16 protein-coding genes are annotated in these 20641 nt (G+C 63.2%); 11 read left to right on the top strand and 5 right to left on the bottom strand.

The genetic code is table 11. The annotated features are described in order from the left end of the window. Window positions 1–56 precede the first annotated feature (56 nt). The 5 genes from AA098_RS17095 to AA098_RS17075 all read left to right on the top strand — a co-directional run bounded on the left by AA098_RS17095 (window position 57) and on the right by AA098_RS17075 (window position 5340). Window positions 57–1178 carry a muconate cycloisomerase family protein gene (locus tag AA098_RS17095; protein WP_064614807.1) on the top strand — a complete coding sequence of 374 codons (1122 nt, stop codon included), beginning with the start codon at window positions 57–59 and terminating at the stop codon, window positions 1176–1178. Window positions 1179–1195: 17 nt separating this feature from the next. After that, window positions 1196–1486 (top strand): muconolactone Delta-isomerase, encoded by a 291-nt coding sequence (gene catC, locus AA098_RS17090; RefSeq protein WP_003256111.1) that lies wholly within the window; start codon window positions 1196–1198, stop codon window positions 1484–1486. Window positions 1487–1529: 43 nt separating this feature from the next. Further along, a complete protein-coding gene (gene catA / locus AA098_RS17085) occupies window positions 1530–2465 on the top strand; it encodes a catechol 1,2-dioxygenase (protein WP_060546039.1) in 936 nt (311 codons plus the stop codon). Window positions 2466–2582: 117 nt separating this feature from the next. Beyond that, window positions 2583–3077 carry a GNAT family N-acetyltransferase gene (locus AA098_RS17080; protein ID WP_064614806.1) on the top strand — a complete coding sequence of 165 codons (495 nt, stop codon included), beginning with the start codon at window positions 2583–2585 and terminating at the stop codon, window positions 3075–3077. Window positions 3078–3240: 163 nt separating this feature from the next. Further along, the gene (locus AA098_RS17075; protein WP_004577501.1) at window positions 3241–5340 is read left to right on the top strand and encodes a bifunctional diguanylate cyclase/phosphodiesterase; all 2100 of its coding nucleotides are present in this window, start codon (window positions 3241–3243) and stop codon (window positions 5338–5340) included. A gap of 14 nt (window positions 5341–5354) precedes the next feature. Here the strand turns inward: AA098_RS17075 and AA098_RS17070 are convergent, their stop codons facing one another. Then, window positions 5355–6179 carry an aldo/keto reductase gene (locus tag AA098_RS17070; RefSeq protein WP_003256107.1) on the bottom strand — a complete coding sequence of 275 codons (825 nt, stop codon included), beginning with the start codon at window positions 6177–6179 and terminating at the stop codon, window positions 5355–5357. 244 nt (window positions 6180–6423) lie between these two features. Between AA098_RS17070 and AA098_RS17065 the strand changes: the two genes are divergently transcribed. Beyond that, window positions 6424–7302, top strand: a complete 879-nt coding sequence (locus tag AA098_RS17065) for a DMT family transporter (protein ID WP_003256106.1) — start codon at window positions 6424–6426, stop codon at window positions 7300–7302. A 59-nt stretch (window positions 7303–7361) separates the two neighbouring features. On the opposite strand, the gene AA098_RS17060 is transcribed toward AA098_RS17065, so the two are convergent. After that, entirely contained in the window at window positions 7362–8267 is a 906-nt protein-coding gene (locus AA098_RS17060; RefSeq protein WP_003256105.1) for a LysR family transcriptional regulator, read from the bottom strand. Between the two features lie 388 nt (window positions 8268–8655). On the opposite strand from AA098_RS17060, the gene katG reads away from it, so the two are divergent. From katG to AA098_RS17045, 3 genes are all read left to right on the top strand, one after another. Beyond that, entirely contained in the window at window positions 8656–10911 is a 2256-nt protein-coding gene (gene katG / locus AA098_RS17055) for a catalase/peroxidase HPI (protein ID WP_064614805.1), read from the top strand. A gap of 157 nt (window positions 10912–11068) precedes the next feature. Next, a complete protein-coding gene (locus AA098_RS17050; protein ID WP_003256102.1) occupies window positions 11069–12280 on the top strand; it encodes a M24 family metallopeptidase in 1212 nt (403 codons plus the stop codon). Between the two features lie 162 nt (window positions 12281–12442). Further along, the gene (locus AA098_RS17045) at window positions 12443–13777 is read left to right on the top strand and encodes an MFS transporter (protein ID WP_064614804.1); all 1335 of its coding nucleotides are present in this window, start codon (window positions 12443–12445) and stop codon (window positions 13775–13777) included. Between the two features lie 124 nt (window positions 13778–13901). Here AA098_RS17045 and AA098_RS17040 read toward each other — a convergent pair whose 3' ends face one another. After that, window positions 13902–14909 (bottom strand): GlxA family transcriptional regulator, encoded by a 1008-nt coding sequence (locus AA098_RS17040; RefSeq protein ID WP_019751089.1) that lies wholly within the window; start codon window positions 14907–14909, stop codon window positions 13902–13904. Window positions 14910–15090: 181 nt separating this feature from the next. Here AA098_RS17040 and pssA point away from each other — a divergent pair, with 181 nt between their 5' ends. Together pssA and AA098_RS17030 are read left to right on the top strand one after the other, a co-directional pair. Then, the gene (gene pssA / locus AA098_RS17035) at window positions 15091–16419 is read left to right on the top strand and encodes a CDP-diacylglycerol--serine O-phosphatidyltransferase (protein WP_004577497.1); all 1329 of its coding nucleotides are present in this window, start codon (window positions 15091–15093) and stop codon (window positions 16417–16419) included. Between the two features lie 232 nt (window positions 16420–16651). Then, entirely contained in the window at window positions 16652–17797 is a 1146-nt protein-coding gene (locus AA098_RS17030) for a GGDEF domain-containing protein (protein ID WP_049586495.1), read from the top strand. Window positions 17798–17918: 121 nt separating this feature from the next. On the opposite strand, the gene ppnN is transcribed toward AA098_RS17030, so the two are convergent. Continuing rightward, complete coding sequence (gene ppnN / locus AA098_RS17025) at window positions 17919–19292, bottom strand: nucleotide 5'-monophosphate nucleosidase PpnN (protein ID WP_003256095.1); 1374 nt, start codon at window positions 19290–19292, stop codon at window positions 17919–17921. Window positions 19293–19505: 213 nt separating this feature from the next. Next, window positions 19506–20564 carry a YeiH family protein gene (locus tag AA098_RS17020; protein WP_064614803.1) on the bottom strand — a complete coding sequence of 353 codons (1059 nt, stop codon included), beginning with the start codon at window positions 20562–20564 and terminating at the stop codon, window positions 19506–19508. Window positions 20565–20641 lie beyond the last annotated feature (77 nt).

Here is a 20641-nt window from a genome sequence, read left to right as displayed (position 1 = left end):
TAAACGCATCACTCGGGCCTACGACTGTAAGCCCGACCTGACGGGACCTGGCAACAATGACAAGCGCGCTGATTGAACACATAGATGCAATTATCGTCGATCTCCCGACCATTCGCCCGCACAAGCTGGCGATGCACACCATGCAGCAGCAGACCCTGGTGGTATTGCGACTGCGCTGCAGTGATGGCGTGGAAGGCATCGGTGAAGCCACCACCATCGGTGGCCTGGCGTATGGCTACGAAAGCCCCGAAGGCATCAAGGCCAACATCGACGCGTACCTCGCCCCGGCGCTGATCGGCCTGCCGGCAGATAACATCAATGCCGCCATGCTCAAGCTGGAAAAGCTGGCCAAGGGCAACACCTTCGCCAAGTCCGGCATCGAAAGCGCCTTGCTCGACGCCCAGGGCAAACGCCTGGGCCTGCCGGTCAGCGAACTGCTGGGGGGCCGCGTGCGTGACAGCCTGGAGGTGGCCTGGACCCTGGCCAGCGGCGACACCGCCCGCGACATCGCCGAAGCTCAGCACATGCTGGACATTCGCCGGCATCGGGTGTTCAAACTGAAAATCGGCGCCAACCCGGTGGCGCAGGACCTCAAGCACGTGGTCGCGATCAAGCGCGAGCTGGGTGACAGCGCCAGCGTGCGGGTCGACGTCAACCAGTACTGGGACGAGTCCCAGGCCCTCCGCGCCTGCCAGGTATTGGGCGACAACGGCATCGACCTGATCGAGCAGCCCATCTCGCGCATCAACCGCGGTGGCCAGGTGCGCCTGAACCAGCGCAGCCCGGCACCGATCATGGCCGATGAGTCGATCGAAAGCGTCGAGGACGCCTTCAGCCTGGCCGCCGACGGCGCCGCCAGCATCTTCGCCCTGAAAATCGCCAAGAATGGTGGCCCGCGCGCGGTGCTGCGCACTGCACAGATCGCCGAGGCCGCTGGCATTGCCTTGTACGGCGGCACCATGCTCGAAGGTTCGATCGGCACCCTGGCTTCGGCCCACGCATTCCTCACCCTGCGCCAGCTCACCTGGGGTACAGAGCTGTTCGGGCCGCTGCTGCTGACCGAGGAGATCGTCAACGAGCCGCCGCAATACCGCGACTTCCAGCTGCACATCCCCCATACCCCAGGCCTGGGCCTGACGTTGGACGAACAGCGCCTGGCGCGCTTCGCTCGTCGCTGACAAGCAAGGAGATAACCATGTTGTTCCACGTGAAGATGACCGTGAAGCTGCCGGTCGACATGGACCCGGCCAAGGCCGCCCAGCTCAAGGCCGATGAAAAGGAACTGGCCCAGCGCCTGCAGCGCGAAGGCACCTGGCGCCACCTGTGGCGCATTGCCGGGCATTACGCCAACTACAGCGTGTTCGATGTGCCCAGCGTCGAAGCGTTGCATGACACGCTGATGCAGCTGCCGCTGTTCCCGTACATGGACATCGAGGTCGACGGCCTGTGTCGGCATCCCTCGTCTATTCACAGCGACGATCGCTGATTCGCACCTGTATGCCTGACAAGAACAATACGAGGTAAGCACGATGACCGTGAAAATTTCCCACACTGCCGACATTCAAGCCTTCTTCAACCGGGTGGCTGGCCTGGACCATGCCGAAGGAAACCCGCGCTTCAAGCAGATCATTCTGCGCGTGCTGCAAGACACCGCTCGCCTGGTCGAAGACCTGGACATCACCGAGGACGAGTTCTGGCACGCCGTGGACTACCTCAACCGCCTGGGCGGCCGTAACGAGGCAGGCCTGCTGGCTGCTGGCCTGGGCATCGAGCACTTCCTCGACCTGCTGCAGGACGCCAAGGATGCCGAAGCCGGCCTTGGCGGCGGCACCCCGCGCACCATCGAAGGCCCGTTGTACGTTGCCGGGGCGCCGCTGGCAGAGGGCGAAGTGCGCATGGACGACGGCACTGACCCAGGCGTGGTGATGTTCCTTCAGGGCCAGGTGTTCGATGCCGACGGCAAACCGTTGGCCGGTGCCACCGTCGACCTGTGGCACGCCAACACCCAGGGCACCTATTCGTACTTCGATTCGACACAGTCCGAGTTCAACCTGCGTCGGCGTATCATTACCGATGCCGAGGGCCGTTATCGCGCGCGCTCGATCGTACCGTCGGGGTATGGCTGCGACCCGCAGGGGCCAACCCAGGAATGCCTGGACCTGCTCGGCCGCCATGGCCAGCGCCCGGCGCACGTGCACTTCTTCATCTCGGCACCGGGGCACCGCCACCTGACCACGCAGATCAACTTTGCGGGCGACAAGTACCTGTGGGACGACTTTGCCTATGCCACCCGTGACGGGCTGATCGGCGAACTGCGTTTTGTCGAGGATGCGGCGGCGGCGCGCGACCGCGGCGTGCAAGGCGAGCGCTTTGCCGAGTTGTCATTCGACTTCCGCTTGCAGGGTGCCAAGTCGCCTGACGCCGAAGAGCGAAGCCATCGGCCGCGGGCGTTGCAGGAAGGCTGAGTTCGAGGTTATGTCACTGTGATTTTGCCTGGGGCTTTCCGTGCGGGGAGGTCCCGGGCTTTTTGTCGCCAGGGGCGGGTGATCTAGAATCGTCTTTTTGTTCAGGCCTCCCACACCATGCTCCCCATCGCGCTGCTGCCAACCACCCTCGACCAGGCGTCGCTGATCCGCAATCTCTACCAGTTCTATTGCTACGAGTCCTCCGACTGGGAGCAGGAAGACGTCGAGGCGGATGGCCGTTTCTACATCCACGAGGAGCACCTGCAACGTTACTGGCAGGACGACGGCTGGGGCGCGTATCTGGTGCTGGTGGACGGATTCATCGCCGGCTTCGTCCTGGTCGAGCGCAGCGAACTGCCTGGCATCGATGCGCAGGAACTTGCCGACCTGTTTATTTTGAAGAAGTACCGTCGCCAGGGCATCGGCCAAGCGGTGGCGTTGCAGTTGCTGAGTGGCGAGGGTGACTGGCTGCTGCGTTGCTACGCACAGGATCTGCCCGCCGTGGCTTTCTGTAATGCCGTGCTGGCGAGCCTGCCGCGGCTGGCGCAGGCTATCGCCTTGGGGGATGAGCCGGACTTGCTCAATTTCCTGGTGACCGGCACCCGCCATTGAGGGGGGGGCGCCTGTTCGTTGGTGTGGATAAGGGATAGCGCCATTTTTGTGATGTGCTTCACAAAATGCTCGCGAGCGGCATAATGCCATCATCGCTTTCCAAGACCCGGCCGCCGCTTGCCGGGGTCCCTTTTCATGCGCTTCGAAGGTTCAGGTAAAGTTCATGTCGCTCGCAGCAAACCCCGACATCATGTACCGGCTGTTGATCCAGAGCGTGGTGGATTATGCCATCTACCTGCTCACCCCTGAAGGTATCGTCGCCAACTGGAACCCCGGCGCCCAGCGCGCCAAGGGGTACCGTGCCGAGGAAATCGTCGGCCAGCATTACTCGTTGTTCTACACCGATGCCGAGCGCGTAGCCGGGTTGCCGGCGTTAAACCTGGAGCAGGCGCGCAGCACCGGACGCTTTGAAGAAACGGGCGCACGCCTGCGCAAGGATGGGACGGTCTTCCACGCCCATGTGGTCATCGAAGCGGTGTACGACGATGCCGGGCAACTGGTGGGTTACGCCAAGGTCACCCGCGACATTTCCGAACGCCACCGCCAGGAGCTCGAACTGCTGCAGGCCAAAGAGCTGGCCGAGCAGTACAGCCAGGAGATGGCCAAGCTTTCGCAGTTTCTCGATTCGGTGATTGCCAACATTCCCGCGAGCGTCATCGTCCAGGACCTGGAAAGCCAGCGCATCCTGTTGGCCAACCAGCAGGCCGAACGCCTGTTCGGCGGGCCGCAGCGCAGCATGATCGGCCAGTTGCCCAAGGAATGCCTGGCGCCGGCTGCCGGTGACTACCTGGAGCAGCAATTCGTGCGGGGTGCCCGCAGCACCAAGGGACACGCCGCCGAAACGCGCGTCGAGACCGCCCGTGGCCCTCGCACCCTGCGCAGCCGTACCCTGCTCAGCCAGAGCCGCGAGGGGCAGGCCGATTACGTGTTGTTCGTGGCTGAAGACGCCACCGAAGAGCTGGCCGCCCATGCGCAGATCCATCACATGGCGCACCATGACGCGCTCACCGGGCTGCCCAACCGTACGCTGTTCCACGAACGGCTACGCCAGGCCCTGTTGCGCGGCAGCGAAAACGCCAAGCTGACGGCTGCCCTGTGCCTGGACCTGGACAACTTCAAGAACATCAACGACTCCCTTGGCCATGCGTTTGGTGACAAGTTGCTACGCGAGTTGGGCAAGCGTCTGCGCCGCGAACTGCGTGAGCACGACACCTTGGCCCGCCTGGGTGGCGACGAGTTTGCCGTGGTGCTGACGGGCCTGGAGGGGCGGGATGCCGCGTGTAATACCGCGCAGCGCCTGATCAAGGCCATCAGCCCGCCATTCCAGATCGAAGGGCATCAGTTCGTGGTGGGGGTGAGCATCGGCATCGCCATCGCGCCTGATGACAATGACCAGGCAGAGCAACTGTTGGGTTACGCCGACATGGCCCTGTACCAAGCCAAGCGTAACGGCCGTAATCGTTATGAATGCTTTGATGTCGAACTGGACGTTGCCGCCCGTCAGCGCCGCCTGGTGGAAACCGACCTGCGCACAGCGCTGCACCTGGGGCAGTTGCAGTTGCACTACCAGCCGGTAGTCGATCATCAGACCAGCAGCGTTACCGGTTATGAGGCGCTGCTGCGCTGGGAACACCCGACCCGTGGCATGGTCATGCCGATGGACTTCATCCCCATTGCCGAAGAAACCGGGTTGATCCACGAATTGGGCAACCGTGCGCTGAATCTGGCCTGCCAGGAGGCGGCCAGTTGGGAGAGTGAGCAGACGGTGTCGGTCAACCTGTCGGCGGTGCAGTTCAAGAACGGCGATCTGGTGCATACCGTCGCCCTCGCGCTGGCCGACTCGGGCCTGCCGCCGCAGCGGCTGGAGCTGGAAATTACCGAGTCGGTACTGCTGGGCAACAGCGAGGAAAACGTACGCACCTTGCGCGCGCTGAAAGACCTGGGCGTGTCCATTTCACTGGATGACTTTGGTACCGGCTACTCATCGTTGGGCTACCTGCGTTCGTTCCCGTTCGACCGGATCAAGATCGACAAGTCGTTCGTGCATGACATGTGCGACAGCCGCGAGGCCATGTCGATCATTCGCGCCATTACCGAGCTGTCCAACAGCCTGATGATCAAGACCACGGCCGAAGGCGTGGAGTCGGAGGAGCAGATGCGCCGGCTCGCGGCGGAAGGCTGTTCGCACTTCCAGGGCTACTTTTATGGGCGGCCGGCACCGGCGAGCGAGCGGTTGAAGCAGGTCATCACGCAAGAACAATGACTTGCGCGGCGGCCTCAGCTGTTCCAGTCCGGCGCAAACGGCGGGCTAACCACGCGCTGGTCTTTCGGCAGCCCGGCAATGGCTGCGCGGTCTTCGTCATCCAGCTGCACGGTCAACGCGGCCAGGTTGGCCAGCTGGTTTTCGCGGCTGCTGGCTTTGGGGATCGCCGCCACGCCGTCCTGGTCCAGCAGCCATTTCAGCGCGACCTGGCTGGGCAGTACGCCATGCTTGCGGGCAATCGCCTGGATCACTGGCTGCGCCGCTGCCTGGCCGCGTGCCAGCGGGGTGTAGGCGGTGAGCAACAGGTCATGGCTGCGAGCGAAGTCGAGTAGCGGTTGCTGGCTGAGCAGAACATGGTATTCCACCTGGATCGCCGACAACGGCGCGCCCAGGGTTTCCACCACCTGGCGCAGTAACCCCAACGGGAAGTTGGCCACCCCAATATGGCGCGCCTTGCCTTCGTCACGCAGGGCTACCAGGGTGTCGATGCTGCGGGCCAGGTCCCAGTCTTTGCCTGGCCAGTGGATGTGGAACAGGTCGACCTGTTCGGTACCCAGCGCGCGCAGGCTGTCTTCCAGCGACTGACGCATGGCGTTGGGCTCCAGGCGGTCCCACCAGACCTTGGTGGTCAGGTGGATCTGCTCGCGTGGCACGTCGCTGTCGCGCAGCGCCTGGCCAACGGCTGCTTCGTTTTCGTAGGCGGTGGCAGTGTCGATGTGCCGGTAACCCACGTCCAGTGCCTGGCGCACGGCCTGGGTGCATTCACTGCCGGTCATTGGCCAGGTGCCCAGGCCGATGGCGGGCAGGTCCAGGCCGGTGCGGGTGCTGAGCCTTTGCATGTAAATTCCTTGTAGGGTGTGCAGGGTCGGTCGATGGTCGGCGATCAACCGTGCACGGGCCATGCAGACAAGGTGGAAAGTGGTCGATCAGCGAACACAAATTGCACTTGACCGGGTCAAGCGGCAAATGAACTTCCTTATGCTGCGGCATCTCTTCTAGAATCCCAGCTGTCACATCCGCCAGGCAATGCCTGCGCGGCCTTCCTTGGGCGGGGCATGTTGCCGCGCCGTCATCGAGAGAGCCATGAGTTCCAGCACACCGCTGTCCGGCGTCAACCAACCCCTGCGCGGCATCGCTTTGGTGGTGGTGGCGACGTTCCTGTTTGCCAGCCACGATGCCTTGTCCAAATTCCTGGGTGGCCTGTACCCGATAGTCATGGTGGTGTGGGCGCGTTATGTGGTGCACACGTTGCTGATGGCCGGTATCTTCCTGCCCAAGTCTGGGCTCAATGTATTGCGCACACGCCGGCCGGTACTGCAGACCTTGCGGGCCCTGAGCCTGCTGAGCACCAGCCTGCTGTTCACGACCGGTTTGCAATACCTGCCACTGGCCGAGGCCACGGCCGTCAACTTTCTTGCCCCGGTGCTGGTCACCGCGCTGTCGGCGCCGCTGCTCAAAGAGCGAGTGACAGTGGGGCAGTGGGTGGCGGTGGTCATGGGCTTTATCGGCGTGCTGGTGGTGGTGCACCCGGGTGGGGCGATGTTTACCCCGGCCATTCTGTATCCGTTCGGTTCGGCGTTGGGCTTCTGCTTCTATCAGTTGCTGACGCGGATTCTGGCGGCGCATGACAGCCCGACCACCAGCAACTTCTACGCGGGGCTGTGCAACACCTTGGCAATGAGTGCGCTGGTGCCGTTCTTCTGGGAAGTGCCGCGCTGGGACCATGCCCTGTTGATGCTGGCACTGGGCGGCTTTGGCATGACTGCGCACCTGCTGCTGACCCAGGCCTTCCGCCATGCGGCGCCGGCGTTGCTGGCGCCGTTCAGCTATTGCCAGATCGTGTTTGCCGGGTTGCTTGGCTTCGTGGTGTACAGCCAGGTGCCGGATACCCTGAGCCTGGTGGGGATTTTGGTGATCTGCCTCAGTGGGCTTGGCGCAGCGTGGATGCAGCGCAGCAAATAGCAGCTGCGTACTTCAGGCTTTACGGCCGGTAGCAACAGCGTTGTGCTGCGAAGCGGGCATCACGGCGTGGCCATGAACTGCAGGATGCGGTCGCGCAGCCAGCGCTCGGCGGGGTCGTTGTCCTGGGCGCCGCTCCAGACCATCGACAGCTCGGCCTCGGTGATGTCGAACGGCGCCGGGTCGGCGCGCAGGCTGCCGTCGTCGGCGAGGGCACAAGCGGCATAGTCCGGCACCGTGGCGATCAGCTCGGTGTTGCGCAGCAGGGCGCGCAGGCTACCGAACTGCGGCACCGCCAGCACCACCTTGCGGCAACGACCGATGCGTGCCAGGTCGAGGTCGATGTTGCCGCTCATGTCACCGGAAAACGACACCATCACATGCGGGCGGGCGCAGTATTCGTCGAGGGTCAGCGGCCCCGGGCGGTCGTCGGCGCGCAGCACCCGTACACCGATGTCGCGCAGCTTGCGGCGTTTGGCGGTGGCCGGCAGGTCGGTGGTATAGCTCACACCTACCGAGATCTCGCCGCTGGCCAGCAGGCCAGGCATCAGCAGGAAATTGGCCCGCCGCACTACCACGCTAATGGCGGGGGCTTCTTCACGCAGGGCCTGCAGCAGGGCCGGAAACAGGCCGAACTCGGCATCGTCAGAAAGGCCCAGGCGGAACACGTTGCAGCTGTTGGCCGGGTCGAACTGGCGGGCGCGGCTGATGGCGGCGGAAATCACGTCCATGGCCGGGCCCAGTTCGGCAAAGATCTGCATGGCCCGTGGGGTGGGTTCCATGGCCCGGCCGCTGCGGATCAGCAGCGGGTCGTCGAACAGCTCGCGCAGGCGGGCGAGGGCGGCGCTGACGGTGGATTGGGTGATAAACAGCTTTTCACCCACGCGGGTCAGGTTGCGTTCGATCATCAGGGCTTCGAACAGCACCAGCAGGTTCATGTCGACGTGGCGCAGGTCGTTGCGGTTCATGAGGGCTCGGCGTCCTGGGCAAAGGGTATGGCTGTGTATTGAAGCATGGTGCAGGGCCCTGTGCCTTGTATGGATGTGCCGGCCTCATCGCGGGCTTGACCGCGATGAGGCCGATACAGGCCTGCGCCTGACAGAGCCAGCCTATCAGGCTCCAACAGCCACTCTATTAGAACTCTGCCCAAGCTCGGCTAGTCTTTCTCGTGGCCCCGCGAATTCCGCGACAGGGCAGCGCGTCAGCACCTGCGTGCAAGACCGTGCCCCCCCCCGCCGTGACAGCTTCGCAAGCCCCGTGTACACCTGATGAGGGGTAGTACGAGCCCACCCGCTCGGCTGAAAGAACACTGGCATAGACCGGAAATCTGGATAACCGACCCAAAGGTACCCGCAGATGTCGAACGAATCGAAATGCCCGTTCCATCAAACCGCAGGTGGCGGCACCACCAACCGTGACTGGTGGCCTGACCAGCTCAACCTGAGAATTCTTCACCAGCATTCCTCCAAGTCCAGCCCCGACCCGGACTTCGACTATGCCAAGGCGTTCAAGAGCCTCGACTTCCAGGCCCTGAAGAAAGACCTGACTGCCCTGATGACCGACTCGCAGGATTGGTGGCCGGCCGACTTTGGCCACTACGGCCCGCTGTTCATCCGCATGGCCTGGCACAGCGCGGGCACCTACCGCATTGGTGATGGCCGCGGTGGTGCGGGCTCTGGCCAGCAACGCTTCGCCCCGCTCAACAGCTGGCCGGACAACGTCAGCCTGGACAAGGCTCGGCGCCTGCTGTGGCCGATCAAGCAGAAGTACGGCAACAAGATTTCCTGGGCCGACCTGATCGTACTCACCGGTAATGTTGCCCTCGAGTCCATGGGCTTCAAGACCTTCGGCTTCTCCGGCGGGCGTGCCGATGTGTGGGAGCCGGACGAAGACGTGTACTGGGGGTCGGAAAAGGTCTGGTTGGGCGGCGATACCCGTTACGGCAAGGAACAGGTCAAGGCGCAGCCGCCGGGGCAGGGTGACCTGGTGGCCGAGCCGGCCAAGCATGGTGAAGAGCAGAATCGCGACCTGTCGGCCGAGCGTAACCTGGAAAACCCGCTGGCCGCCGTGCAGATGGGCCTGATCTACGTGAACCCGGAAGGCCCGGAAGGTAACCCCGACCCCGTGGCCTCGGGCAAGGACATCCGTGAAACCTTTGGCCGCATGGCCATGAACGATGAAGAAACCGTGGCCTTGATCGCCGGTGGCCACGCGTTCGGCAAGACCCATGGTGCCGGCCCCGCCGACAACATCGGCCCCGAGCCGGAAGCGGCAGGCCTGGAAATGCAGGGCCTGGGCTGGCACAACACGTTTGGCTCCGGCAAAGGCGGGGATACCATCACCAGTGGCCTGGAAGTGACCTGGACCTCCACCCCGACCCGATGGAGCAACGAATACCTGAATAACCTGTTCGACTTTGAGTGGGAGCTGACCAAAAGCCCGGCCGGCGCGCACCAGTGGCGGCCAAAAGAGGGCAAAGGCGCCGGAACGGTGCCCGATGCACACGATCCCGGTAAAAAGCACGCACCGTCGATGTTGACCTCCGACCTGGCATTGCGCTTCGATCCGATCTACGCGCCGATCGCCCGCCGTTTCAAAGACAACCCTGAGCAACTGGCGGATGCTTTTGCCCGTGCATGGTACAAGCTGATTCACCGCGACATGGGCCCGCTGGCGCGCTACCTGGGCCCGGAAATGCCCAATGAAGAGTTGCTGTGGCAAGACCCGTTGCCCAAAGCTGACCCATCCACGATCAGCGAGCAAGACATCGCGGCCCTCAAGGCCAGGATCCTGGCCTCGGGTTTGAGCGTGGGCGAACTGGTCTCCACCGCCTGGGCATCCGCATCGACCTTCCGCGGCTCCGACAAGCGCGGTGGTGCCAACGGCGCACGTTTGCGCTTGGCGCCACAGAAGGACTGGGCTGCAAACCAGGGCGTGGACAAGGTGTTGGCGGCATTGGAGAAGATCCGGGGCGAGTTCAACAACGGCGGCAAAAAGGTTTCCCTGGCCGACCTGATCGTGCTGGCCGGTACCGCGGCAGTCGAAAAAGCTGCCAAGGATGCGGGTTACAGCGGCAGCGTAGGGTTCCGCCCGGGCCGAGTCGATGCGTCCCAGGAGCAGACCGACGTCGAGTCGTTCGCCGTGCTGGAACCGCTGGCCGACGGCTTCCGCAACTTCACCAAGGCACGCTACAGCGTCAAGGCCGAGAAACTGTTGCTGGACAAGGCGCAGTTGCTGACCTTGACCGCGCCGGAACTGACCGTGCTGATCGGTGGCCTGCGGGTGCTCGGCGCCAACCATGGTGGCAGCAACCTCGGCGTGTTCACCGACAAGCCGGGGACGCTGAGCAACGACTTCTTCCGCAACTTGCTGGATATGAGCGTGGAATGGAAACCGACCTCGGCGGACAACGAAACCTTCGAAGGCCGCGACCGCAAGACCGGGCAGGTGAAGTGGAGCGGTAGCCGGGTCGATCTGGTGTTCGGTTCGCATGCCCAGTTGCGGGCGTTGAGCGAGGTGTATGGCAGCAGTGATGGGGGTGACAAGTTTGTCCGCGACTTTGTGGCCGCCTGGCAGAAGGTCATGGAGCTGGACCGCTTTGATTTGAAATAGCGTTGCCTGGCGGGGGGCGCTCAGCGCCCCCTTGGCCAGTGGTTATCCCGCCAATTCCAGGTCGGATAGATACAAAAGTGTCCTCGTCGGTTCTGTTGCAATGCTTCTCAGGCGGCCGGCCTGAACAGCGTGCTCACAACGACAAGGAACCCCGACCATGCAAATGCCCAAGACCCTGAAAATCCGCAATGGCGACAAGGTGCAGCCAACCTTCTCCGCTCAGGAATACGCTGCTCGCCACGCCCGGCTGCGGGCCTATATGGCCGAGCAGGACATCGAGGCGGCAATCTTCACCTCGTACCATAACGTCAACTACTACAGCGATTTCCTCTACTGCTCGTTCGGCCGCCCCTATGCGCTGGTGATCACCCAGGACAAGGTGGTCTCGATCAGTGCCAACATCGACGGCGGGCAACCTTGGCGGCGCACGGTCGGTACTGACAACATCGTCTACACCGACTGGCAGCGCGACAACTATTTCGTCGCCATCCAGCAGGCGTTGCCGCTGGCCTCGCGCATCGGCGTGGAGTACGACCACCTGAACCTGCAGAACCACGGCAAACTCGCCGCCTGCTACCCCAAGGCCGAGCTGGTGGACATCGCTGCGCCGTGCATGCGTATGCGCATGATCAAGTCGGCCGAGGAGCAGGCACTTATCCGTCACGGTGCACAGGTGGCCGACATCGGCGGGGCGGCAGTGGTCGAGGCCCTGCGTGAGCAGGTGCCCGAGTACGAGGTGGCACTGCATGCCACCCAGGCGATGGTGCGCGAAATTGCCAAACGCTTCCCCGACGCCGAGCTGATGGACACCTGGACCTGGTTCCAGTCCGGGCTCAACACCGATGGCGCACACAATCCGGTCACCAGCCGCCGTGTGGGCAAGGGCGAGATCCTCAGCCTCAACTGTTTCCCCATGATCGCCGGCTACTACACCGCGCTGGAGCGCACCCTGTTCCTTGACCACTGCCCGGACGAGTACCTGCGCCTGTGGCAGGCCAACGTCGAAGTGCACGAAGCCGGGCTGAAACTGGTGCGCCCGGGCATGCGCTGCAGCGATATCGCCCGCGAACTGAACGAGATCTTCCTGCGCCACGACCTGCTGCAGTACCGCACCTTCGGCTATGGCCATTCGTTCGGCACGCTCAGCCATTACTACGGCCGCGAGGCGGGGCTGGAGCTGCGCGAGGACATCGATACCGTGCTGGAACCGGGCATGGTGGTGTCGATCGAGCCGATGATCATGCTGCCTGAAGGGCGGCCGGGGGCGGGCGGTTATCGCGAGCATGACATCCTGATCGTCAACGACAGCGGCGCCGAGAACATCACCAGGTTCCCGTATGGGCCGGAGCACAACATCATTCGCAAATAAGCATCGGCGTCGGCTGCTTCGCGGGCAAGCCCGCTCCTACGGGGATTTCACCGTTGTCGTAGGCGCGGGTTTTCCCGCGAAAAGGCTGGCCCAGACAACAACAAGATCCCCGTATGACCACCAGACCCTGCCTCCAATTAAAAGAACCAGAGGGTACCCGTCATGTCCAGCACCACCCTAGACCCATCCGTCATCGCCGGCCCCGCGCACAACGCCGAACGCCAGGCGCTGCGCAAGGCCGCCCGGGCCAGCTTCATGGGCAACTTCGTCGAGTGGTTCGACTACGCCGCCTACGGCTATCTGGCCACCATCATCGCCGCCACCTTCTTCCCGCAAACTGACAAGACCACCGGCCTGCTGGCTACCTTCGCGGTATTCGCGTTGTCTTTCCTGGTACGCCCGCTGGGCGGCATTGTCTGGGGCCATTTCGGCGACCGACACGGTCGGCGCAACGCATTGTCCTGGTCGATCCTGATCATGTCGGTATCCACCTTCTGCATCGGCTTGTTGCCAGGCTATGCGCAGATCGGGCTGTGGGCGCCGGCCCTGCTGTTGCTGATCCGCCTGGTACAGGGGTTTTCCGCCTCGGGTGAGTACGCCGGGGCCGCTGCGTTCCTGGCCGAGTACGCGCCGCCTGGGCGGCGTGGCTTGTACACCAGCATCGTGCCGGCCAGCACGGCGGCGGGGTTGTTGTTCGGTGCGGCGTTCGTTGCGGTGCTGCATGAGCTGCTCAGCAGTGAAGCCCTGCATGAATGGGGCTGGCGCCTGCCGTTCCTGCTGGCGGCGCCGTTCGGCCTGGTAGGGCGCTATATCCGCATGAGCTTGCAGGACACGCCCAAGTTCCTGGAGATGGAGCAGCGCCTGGAAACCAAGGCCGGCATGGCCACGACGCCGCTGCGCGAACTGCTGGGCCAGCACCGGCGCAGTCTGGCGATCGGCATAGGTGTCACCTGCCTGAATGCGGTTGCGTTCTACCTGTTGCTCAGTTACATGCCGACCTACCTGTCCAGTGAAATGGGCATGAGCGAGCGGGATTCGTTCATCGCCTCGACGGTGTCGCTGGCCACCTATATCGGCTTGATCTTCCTGATGGGGCGGCTGTCCGACCAGTTTGGTCGCAAGACCATGCTGGTGGTGGCCTCGCTGTTGTTCCTGGGGTTGACCGTGCCGTTGTTTCGCCTGCTGGACGGCCAGCCGCTGCTGGTGATTCTGGCCATCCAGATCCTTTTCGGTGCGATGCTGGCGATGAACGATGGGACCTTGCCGTGCCTGCTGGCCGAAATCTTTCCGACCCGGGTGCGCTTCAGCGGGTTTGCCCTGAGCTTCAATGTGGCCAATTCGCTGTTTGGCGGGACTGCGCCGTTCATTGCCACCTGGCTGATTCAGGTGACGGGCAGCAAGCTGGCCCCGGCAGGATACCTGCTGGCGGCAGCACTGGTGGCGCTGGTGGCCATGCTGATGTGTCGGGAGACGGCGCACGGGGCCCTTGAAGATTAGTTGACCTGCACTGGCCTCTTCGCGGGCAAGCCCGCTCCTACAACGGCCTGTGGCGGACCACCGATGTGCGTGTAGGCGCGGGCTTGCCCGCGAAGAGGCCAGCAATGCCAATACCTGACCCCATTCAGTGGAGAGAGGCCTGCCGCCGCTCGCCTAAAGGCGACAGCCCGAAGAACCGGCTATAACTCTTGGAAAAATGCGCAGGCGAACTGAAGCCGCAGGCCAGCGCTACCTCACGCACTTGCACGTCGCTGCGCAGCAGTAACTCCCGCGCCCGCGACAGCCGCAGCTCCAGGTAATACTGGCTGGGCGTGCGCTGCAGGTACTTGTGGAACAGCCGCTCCAATTGGCGCACGGTCACGTCGTTGAGGCTGGCCAGTTCCTCCAGCCCCAGCGGCTCCTCCAGATTGGCCTCCATGATCGCCACCACCTGGCTCAGTTTGGGCTGGGCGCTGCCGAGCAGGGTGCGCAGCGGCACACGCTGCCGCTCACGCTCACCGCGTACGCGGTCGCACAGCAACAGCTCGGCGGCCTTGGCCGCGATGTCCTGGCCGCCCGTGTCGCGGGCCACCAGTTGCAACATCATGTCCATGGCTGCCACGCCGCCTGAGCAGGTGTAACGGTCGCGGTCCAGTTCGAACAGCTGGCTGGAGATCACGATACCGGGGAAGTGTGCCTGCAACGTCGGCAGGTCTTCCCAGTGGATGGTGCAGCGGTAACCCTTGAGCAATTCGGCCTTGGCCAGCAGGTAGCTACCGGTGCAGATACCGCCTAGCGGCAAGCGCTGGCGGGCCAGTTGGCGCAACCAGTCGATCAATGGGCGGTTGCTACGGCTTCGGTCGATCGGGTTGGCGCCAACCACCAGCAAAGCATCCAGCGCGGGGGCGTTGGTGATGTTGTAGTCGGGCAGTACGCGCATGCCGTTGCTGGCCACCACCGGCGCGTCGTCTGCGGCGATCAGCACACTGCGATACAGTGGCTTGCGCGCGGCCAGGTTGGCCATGCGCAGGGTCTCTACCGCCGACGCAAGGCCGATGGTGGTGAAATTGGGCAAAATCAGGAAGCCAAAGGTCTTTGCCGAACAATTCTTTACACTAGACGGCGATAGGTTTGCAGAAGCGGGGTGGACCATTGCGCTGTTCCTGTGCAAGCTGAGGCCTGGTTGGTCAGGGGCAGTGAGAAAGCAGAGCCTCGCGTGGTTCTTGTTGTTATGGGTCGTTGCCGGGTCGATCATACACCCCGGATGCAGCGGCCAGGAATGGCCCCGCCGGCTGGCAGGGCCGACAGTGATTGCACAGAGAAGGTGAGCGTCAGTGAACCCCGAAACCATGCTGGCGGGCTTGCCAGGCTATGCCATGGCCCCCGAAGCGATCCAGGTGCTGCCCGATGCCAGGGCTTACCGCGCCTGCCTGTTCGAGCGCATCCGTACGGCGACTCGGCGCATCGTTATTGTCGCGTTGTACCTGCAGGAGGATGAGGCTGGCCAGGAAGTGCTGGATGCCTTGTACCAGGCCAAGGCCGAGCGGCCAGGCCTGGAGATCACCATCGTGGTCGACTGGTTCCGCGCCAGGCGCGGGCTGCTGGGGGCCGGGCGTCAGCCGGGCAATGCCGCCTGGTATCAGGCCCAGCGTCAGTTGCGCGGGCTGGACATCGCGATCCATGGCGTGCCAGTGCAGACCCGCGAACTGTTCGGGGTGTTGCACCTTAAAGGCAGCATCATCGACGATTGTGTGATCTACACCGGCGCCAGTCTGAACAACGTCTACCTGCATCGTTTCGACCGCTATCGCCTGGATCGCTACCACGTGTTCCAGTCACCGGCACTGGCTGATGCCATGGTCGGCCTGGTGCAGCGTTTGCTGCACCACACCGCCACACCGCGCCTCGACCTGCCGGCGCCACCTTCCACCCGCAGCCTGCGCGGCGACATTCGGCGTTTGCGCGCAAGGCTGCGACGCATGGCCTACGAGGTACCTGCCAGCATGACGGGGCAGGGCTTGCAGGTGATCCCGCTGCTGGGTGTGGGCCGTGGCAATCCACTGAATCGGGCGCTGTGCGCCTTGCTGGCAGTGGCGCGCACGCAGATCATCATCAGTACGCCGTATTTCAACCCGCCACAGGTCGTGATGCGCGAACTTGACCATGCCCTGGCACGGGGGGTTGGGGTGGAACTGATTGTCGGTGACCGCACCGCCAACGACTTCTACATCGCCCCTGGCGAACCGTTCAGTGCCAGTGGTGCATTGCCCTATCTGTATGAGGACAACCTGCGCACCTTCGCCCGCCGCCGCCACGCCGCGATTGCCAGCGGCCAGCTGCAAATACGCATCTGGAACGATCCGGGGCATACCTTCCATGCCAAGGGCGTGTGGATCGACCAGCGTTATTCGCTGCTGACCGGCAACAACCTGAACCCGCGCGGGTTCAACCTGGACCTTGAGAACGGCCTGCTGATCGACGACCCGCAGGGGCAATGGCTGGCGCCACGGGAAGCGGAGTTGAGCGAACTGCGGCGCTTTGCGCCGAGAATCGGTTCGGCAGAGGCGCTGGGGGAGAAGGCCGAACATCCCAAGCAAGTGCGCAAGTTTCTGCGTCGGTTGCGCTATAGCCGGTTGGAACCGTTGATCAAGCGGGTGCTCTGACATCGCCTGTACTGGCCCTGTCGCCGGCAAGCCAGCGACAGGGCCAGAGTGGTGCGCACCGCGCATTGATGTCATTATGATATTGTTGCCCACGGCCCTTTGTCAGGGGCTGGATTACAATGTGCAGGCAACCGTGCAAGGCCCCTCTGAACGTGATCACGATCGCATACAGTCGGGCCTTTTCCCGTTAACCAGACAGGCCAATGCGTATATGGCGTTAGATCCACCCACGATGCTGACTATTTCAGTCGCTTTGGCCGCTGCGGCCGCCTTGTACCTGGCGATTGAATGGCGCAGTGTGCGCGAAACCTCATTGCTTTACTGGAGTGCGGGTTTCGCCACGATTACGGTTGGTAGCACCCTGGCATTGTTGCGCGGGATCGGCTTGCTGTTCATCGGTATCTGGTTCGCCAATGGCTTGCTGGTGGTGGCCCACGTTTTTTTCCTGATCGGCGTGCTGCGCTTCACCCAGGAGCGCTTGTCACGTGCCTGGTTGATGATCGTGCTGGTCTGGTTCGCCTTGCTGCTGCTGCCCGTGGGCCCGCAGTGGTCGAAGGTGATGCTGATGGTCAACTCGTTGTTGGTGGCCTCGCTGACGCTCAAGGCCAGTTTCCTGCTGCGGCCACATGGCAAATCGCTGAGTGTCGGGGCCGTGCAGTTGCGCTATGTGTTGCTGATCCATGGGCTGTTCTATGTGGCCAAGGCGGCCATCGCGATCACGCCAGGCACGCTGATTGACCTGGCGACCTTTGGCGGGCTGATCATTCAGGTTTCGCTGGTGGAAGGCGCGATGGCGATCATGCTGATTGCCTTGTCGATGACCGGCACCGTACGTTACCGGCGTGAAGAGCGGATTGCCCGGCTGGCCGCCCGTGACCCGCTGACTGCGCTGTACAACCGGCGTGCACTGGAGGTACGGGCGGGGCATTTCTTCAAGGACGTGAGCCCGGCGCAACCTGGGGCATTGCTACTGATCGACATCGACAACTTCAAACTGGTCAACGACCTGCACGGGCATATCGCCGGCGACCGTTTGCTGATTGCCTTGAGCGAGATGATTCGGACAGCGCTGCCCGAGCGCTCGCTGGCGGCGCGATTGGGCGGGGATGAATTCGTCATCTTGCTCAGTGGCGCGAGCAGTGAACGGGTCATGGAACTGGGTAGTGGGCTGCGTGAGCAGTTCCAGCAGTACGCCGACAAGACCGTGCCTACGCCTCAGGCGGTTACCTTGAGCATTGGTGCCAACGTGTTCGATCAGCCGCCGGCGAGCCTGGCGGCGTTGATCGAGCAGGGGGATGTGGCGTTGTACCAGTCCAAACGTGGGGGGCGCGACAGCATTCGGTTTTTCGAGCGGGCGGTGGTTGAACTCCGGCAGTGAGCGAGTCACCTAGGTGGGGGCGCTTTCATGTAACCCATGTGGGTGATCCGTACAGACGCTCCCGTCACCCGGCCCCCGCGTTTGACGGGCATCCATGCCCGTCCTTAGTAAAGCAGCGTGGTCAGGTTGCCACCTGATAGCACGGTACATACGCCGCGCCGCCTGGCAGCTTCATCCGGTGCTGGTCGACGAATGCCTGCAGCAGCCGGCCCAGCGGGTCCAGTACGGCGCTGTCACCGTGGATCTGATACGGCCCATGTTCCTCGATCAGGCGGATGCCTTTGTCCTTGACGTTGCCTGCGACAATCCCGGAAAACGCCCGGCGCAGGTTGGCCGCCAGTTCATGGGGCGGCAGCTCGCGACGCAAGTCCAGGTCGGCCATGGCCTGGTGGGTCGGGTCGAACGGTCGCTGGAAGCTCTCCTCGATCTTCAGCAGCCAGTTGAAGTGGAAGGCATCGTTACGCTCGCGGCGGAACTGCTTGACCGCTTTGAGGCCTTCGACCATGTGCCGGGCGACTTCCGCCGGGTCATCAATGATGATTTCGTACAGGCGATGGGCCGCTTCACCCAGCGTGGCGCCGACGAAAGCGTGCAACTGTTGCAGATAAGGCTCGGCGCTGCGCGGGCCGGTGAGCACCACCGGGAACGGCAGGTCGTGGTTGTCCGGGTGCATGAGGATGCCCAGCAGGTACAGGAACTCCTCCGCCGTGCCGGCACCGCCTGGGAAGATGATGATGCCGTGGCCGACACGCACGAAGGCCTCCAGGCGCTTCTCGATGTCTGGCAGGATCACCAGTTCGTTGACGATCGGGTTGGGCGCCTCGGCGGCGATGATGCCGGGCTCGGTGAGGCCCAGGTAGCGGCTGCCGTGCATGCGTTGCTTGGCGTGGGCGATGGTGGCGCCCTTCATCGGGCCTTTCATCACGCCCGGGCCGCAGCCGGTGCAGACATCCAGCTTGCGCAGGCCCAGTTCGTGGCCGACCTTCTTGGTGTACTGGTATTCCTCGGTGCTGATCGAGTGGCCGCCCCAACACACCACCATCTTCGGCTCCACGCCCGGGCGCAAGGTACGCGCGTTGCGCAGCAGGTGGAACACGTAGTCGGTGATGCCCTGGGAGCTTTCCAGGTCGATGCGCTGGCTGGCCAGCTCGCTTTCGGTGTAGACGATGTCGCGCAAGGCGCTGAACAGCATTTCACGGGTGCTGGCGATCATTTCGCCATCGACGAAGGCGTCGGCCGGCGCGTTCAGCAGCTCCAGGCGCACGCCACGGTCCTGTTGGTGGATACGCACCTCGAAGTCTTTATAGGCCTCAAGGATAGTCTTGGCATTGTCGACATGGGCGCCAGTGTTGAGGATTGCCAGGGCGCACTGGCGGAACAGTGTGTAAAGGCTACCGGTACCGACTTCACTCAGTTGCTGCACTTCACGTTGTGACAGCGTCTCCAGGCTGCCTTTGGGGCTGACGGATGCATTGATGACATGGCGTTGAGGCATCTAAGTCTTTCCTGTGCGGGTAAAACATCCTTCTTTGACACCACCATACCGAGAAATGTGGACGGCAACGAGGGGGGCTGTGAAAAACCTTGAGACCGGGCGGCCTGCTTCGCGAGTAAACCCGCTCCTATACAGGTACAGCGCAAGCCTTGATGGCGGTGCGGACCTGTGTAGGAGCGGGTTTACCCGCGAAGCAGCCGACTCGGTCTCCCGTCAGCCCAACAGCTTCTGCACCCCCAGGGTAATCGCCAACCCCCCGCCAACCAGCCACAGGTTGAGGATCGCCCCGGTCGCCAGCGCCCGTGGCCCGGCCTGGCGAATCTGGCTGAAGCGGGTCTCCATACCCAACGCCGTCATGGCCATGGTCAAGGCAAAGGTGTCCAGGCTGTTCACGGCCTGGGTCACGCTGCCAGGCAGCACTTGCAGCGAATTCACCAGTACCAGTGCCAGGAAGCCAAAAGCGAACCAGGGCATGGCAATGCGCCCGTTGCCCTGCGCCTGGCCGGCCTTGCGCGAACGGCTGATCCACAGGCCCACCACCAGCAGTACCGGCACCAGCAGCATGACACGGGTCATCTTGACGATGGTGGCGATATGCGTGGCTTCGGGGCTGACATTACTGGCCGCGCCTACCACCTGCGCCACTTCGTGGACTGTGCCGCCCAGCAACAGCCCGGCGCCCATGGTATCCAGATGCAGCCAGCCGGCATTGATCGCCAGCGGGTAAAGGAACATCGACAAGGTACCGAACAGCACCACGCTTCCGACTGCCATGGCGCTTTTATGGGGGGCGCTGCGCAGCGCCGATTCAAATGCCAGCACGGCGGCAGCGCCGCAGATAGCGCTGCCGGCGGCGGTCAGCAAGGCGGTATCGCGGTCGAGCTTGAACACTTTCATGCCACACCACAGGCCGATCAGCAGGGTACTGGTGACTACCAGCACCGACACGATAAGCCCCGACCAGCCGACTTCGGCAATTTCCTGCAGGCTTACCCGCAGGCCAAAAAATGCCACCGCAATGCGTAACAGGCCGCGAGCGGAAAAATTGATGCCTGCCGCCCAGCTTGCCGGTACGCCGTCACGCAGCGCGTTGCCATACAAGGCACCTGCGACGATACCCACGATCAGCGGGCTGATGCCCAGGTTGGCGATAGCGGGCAGGGCCGCCAGTTGAGTGACTGCGACCGCGAAAAGCGCGACGAAAAGAATGCCATTGAGCCGCCCTCGGGTGGAGAGGGTAGGGGCAAAGGGGTTGGACGGAACCGTGGCCATGTGAGTCCTCCGGAAAAGGTGTTTCGACAAGGCCTACGTTAATCTGGTTATAAGCTTATAAAAAATCGTAATTTAGG

Source organism: Pseudomonas sp. JY-Q, from assembly GCF_001655295.1.
GTDB lineage: Bacteria > Pseudomonadota > Gammaproteobacteria > Pseudomonadales > Pseudomonadaceae > Aquipseudomonas > Aquipseudomonas alloputida.
The sequence above is the reverse complement of the archived record's forward strand: the minus strand, read 5'-3'. Positions and strand labels throughout refer to the sequence as shown.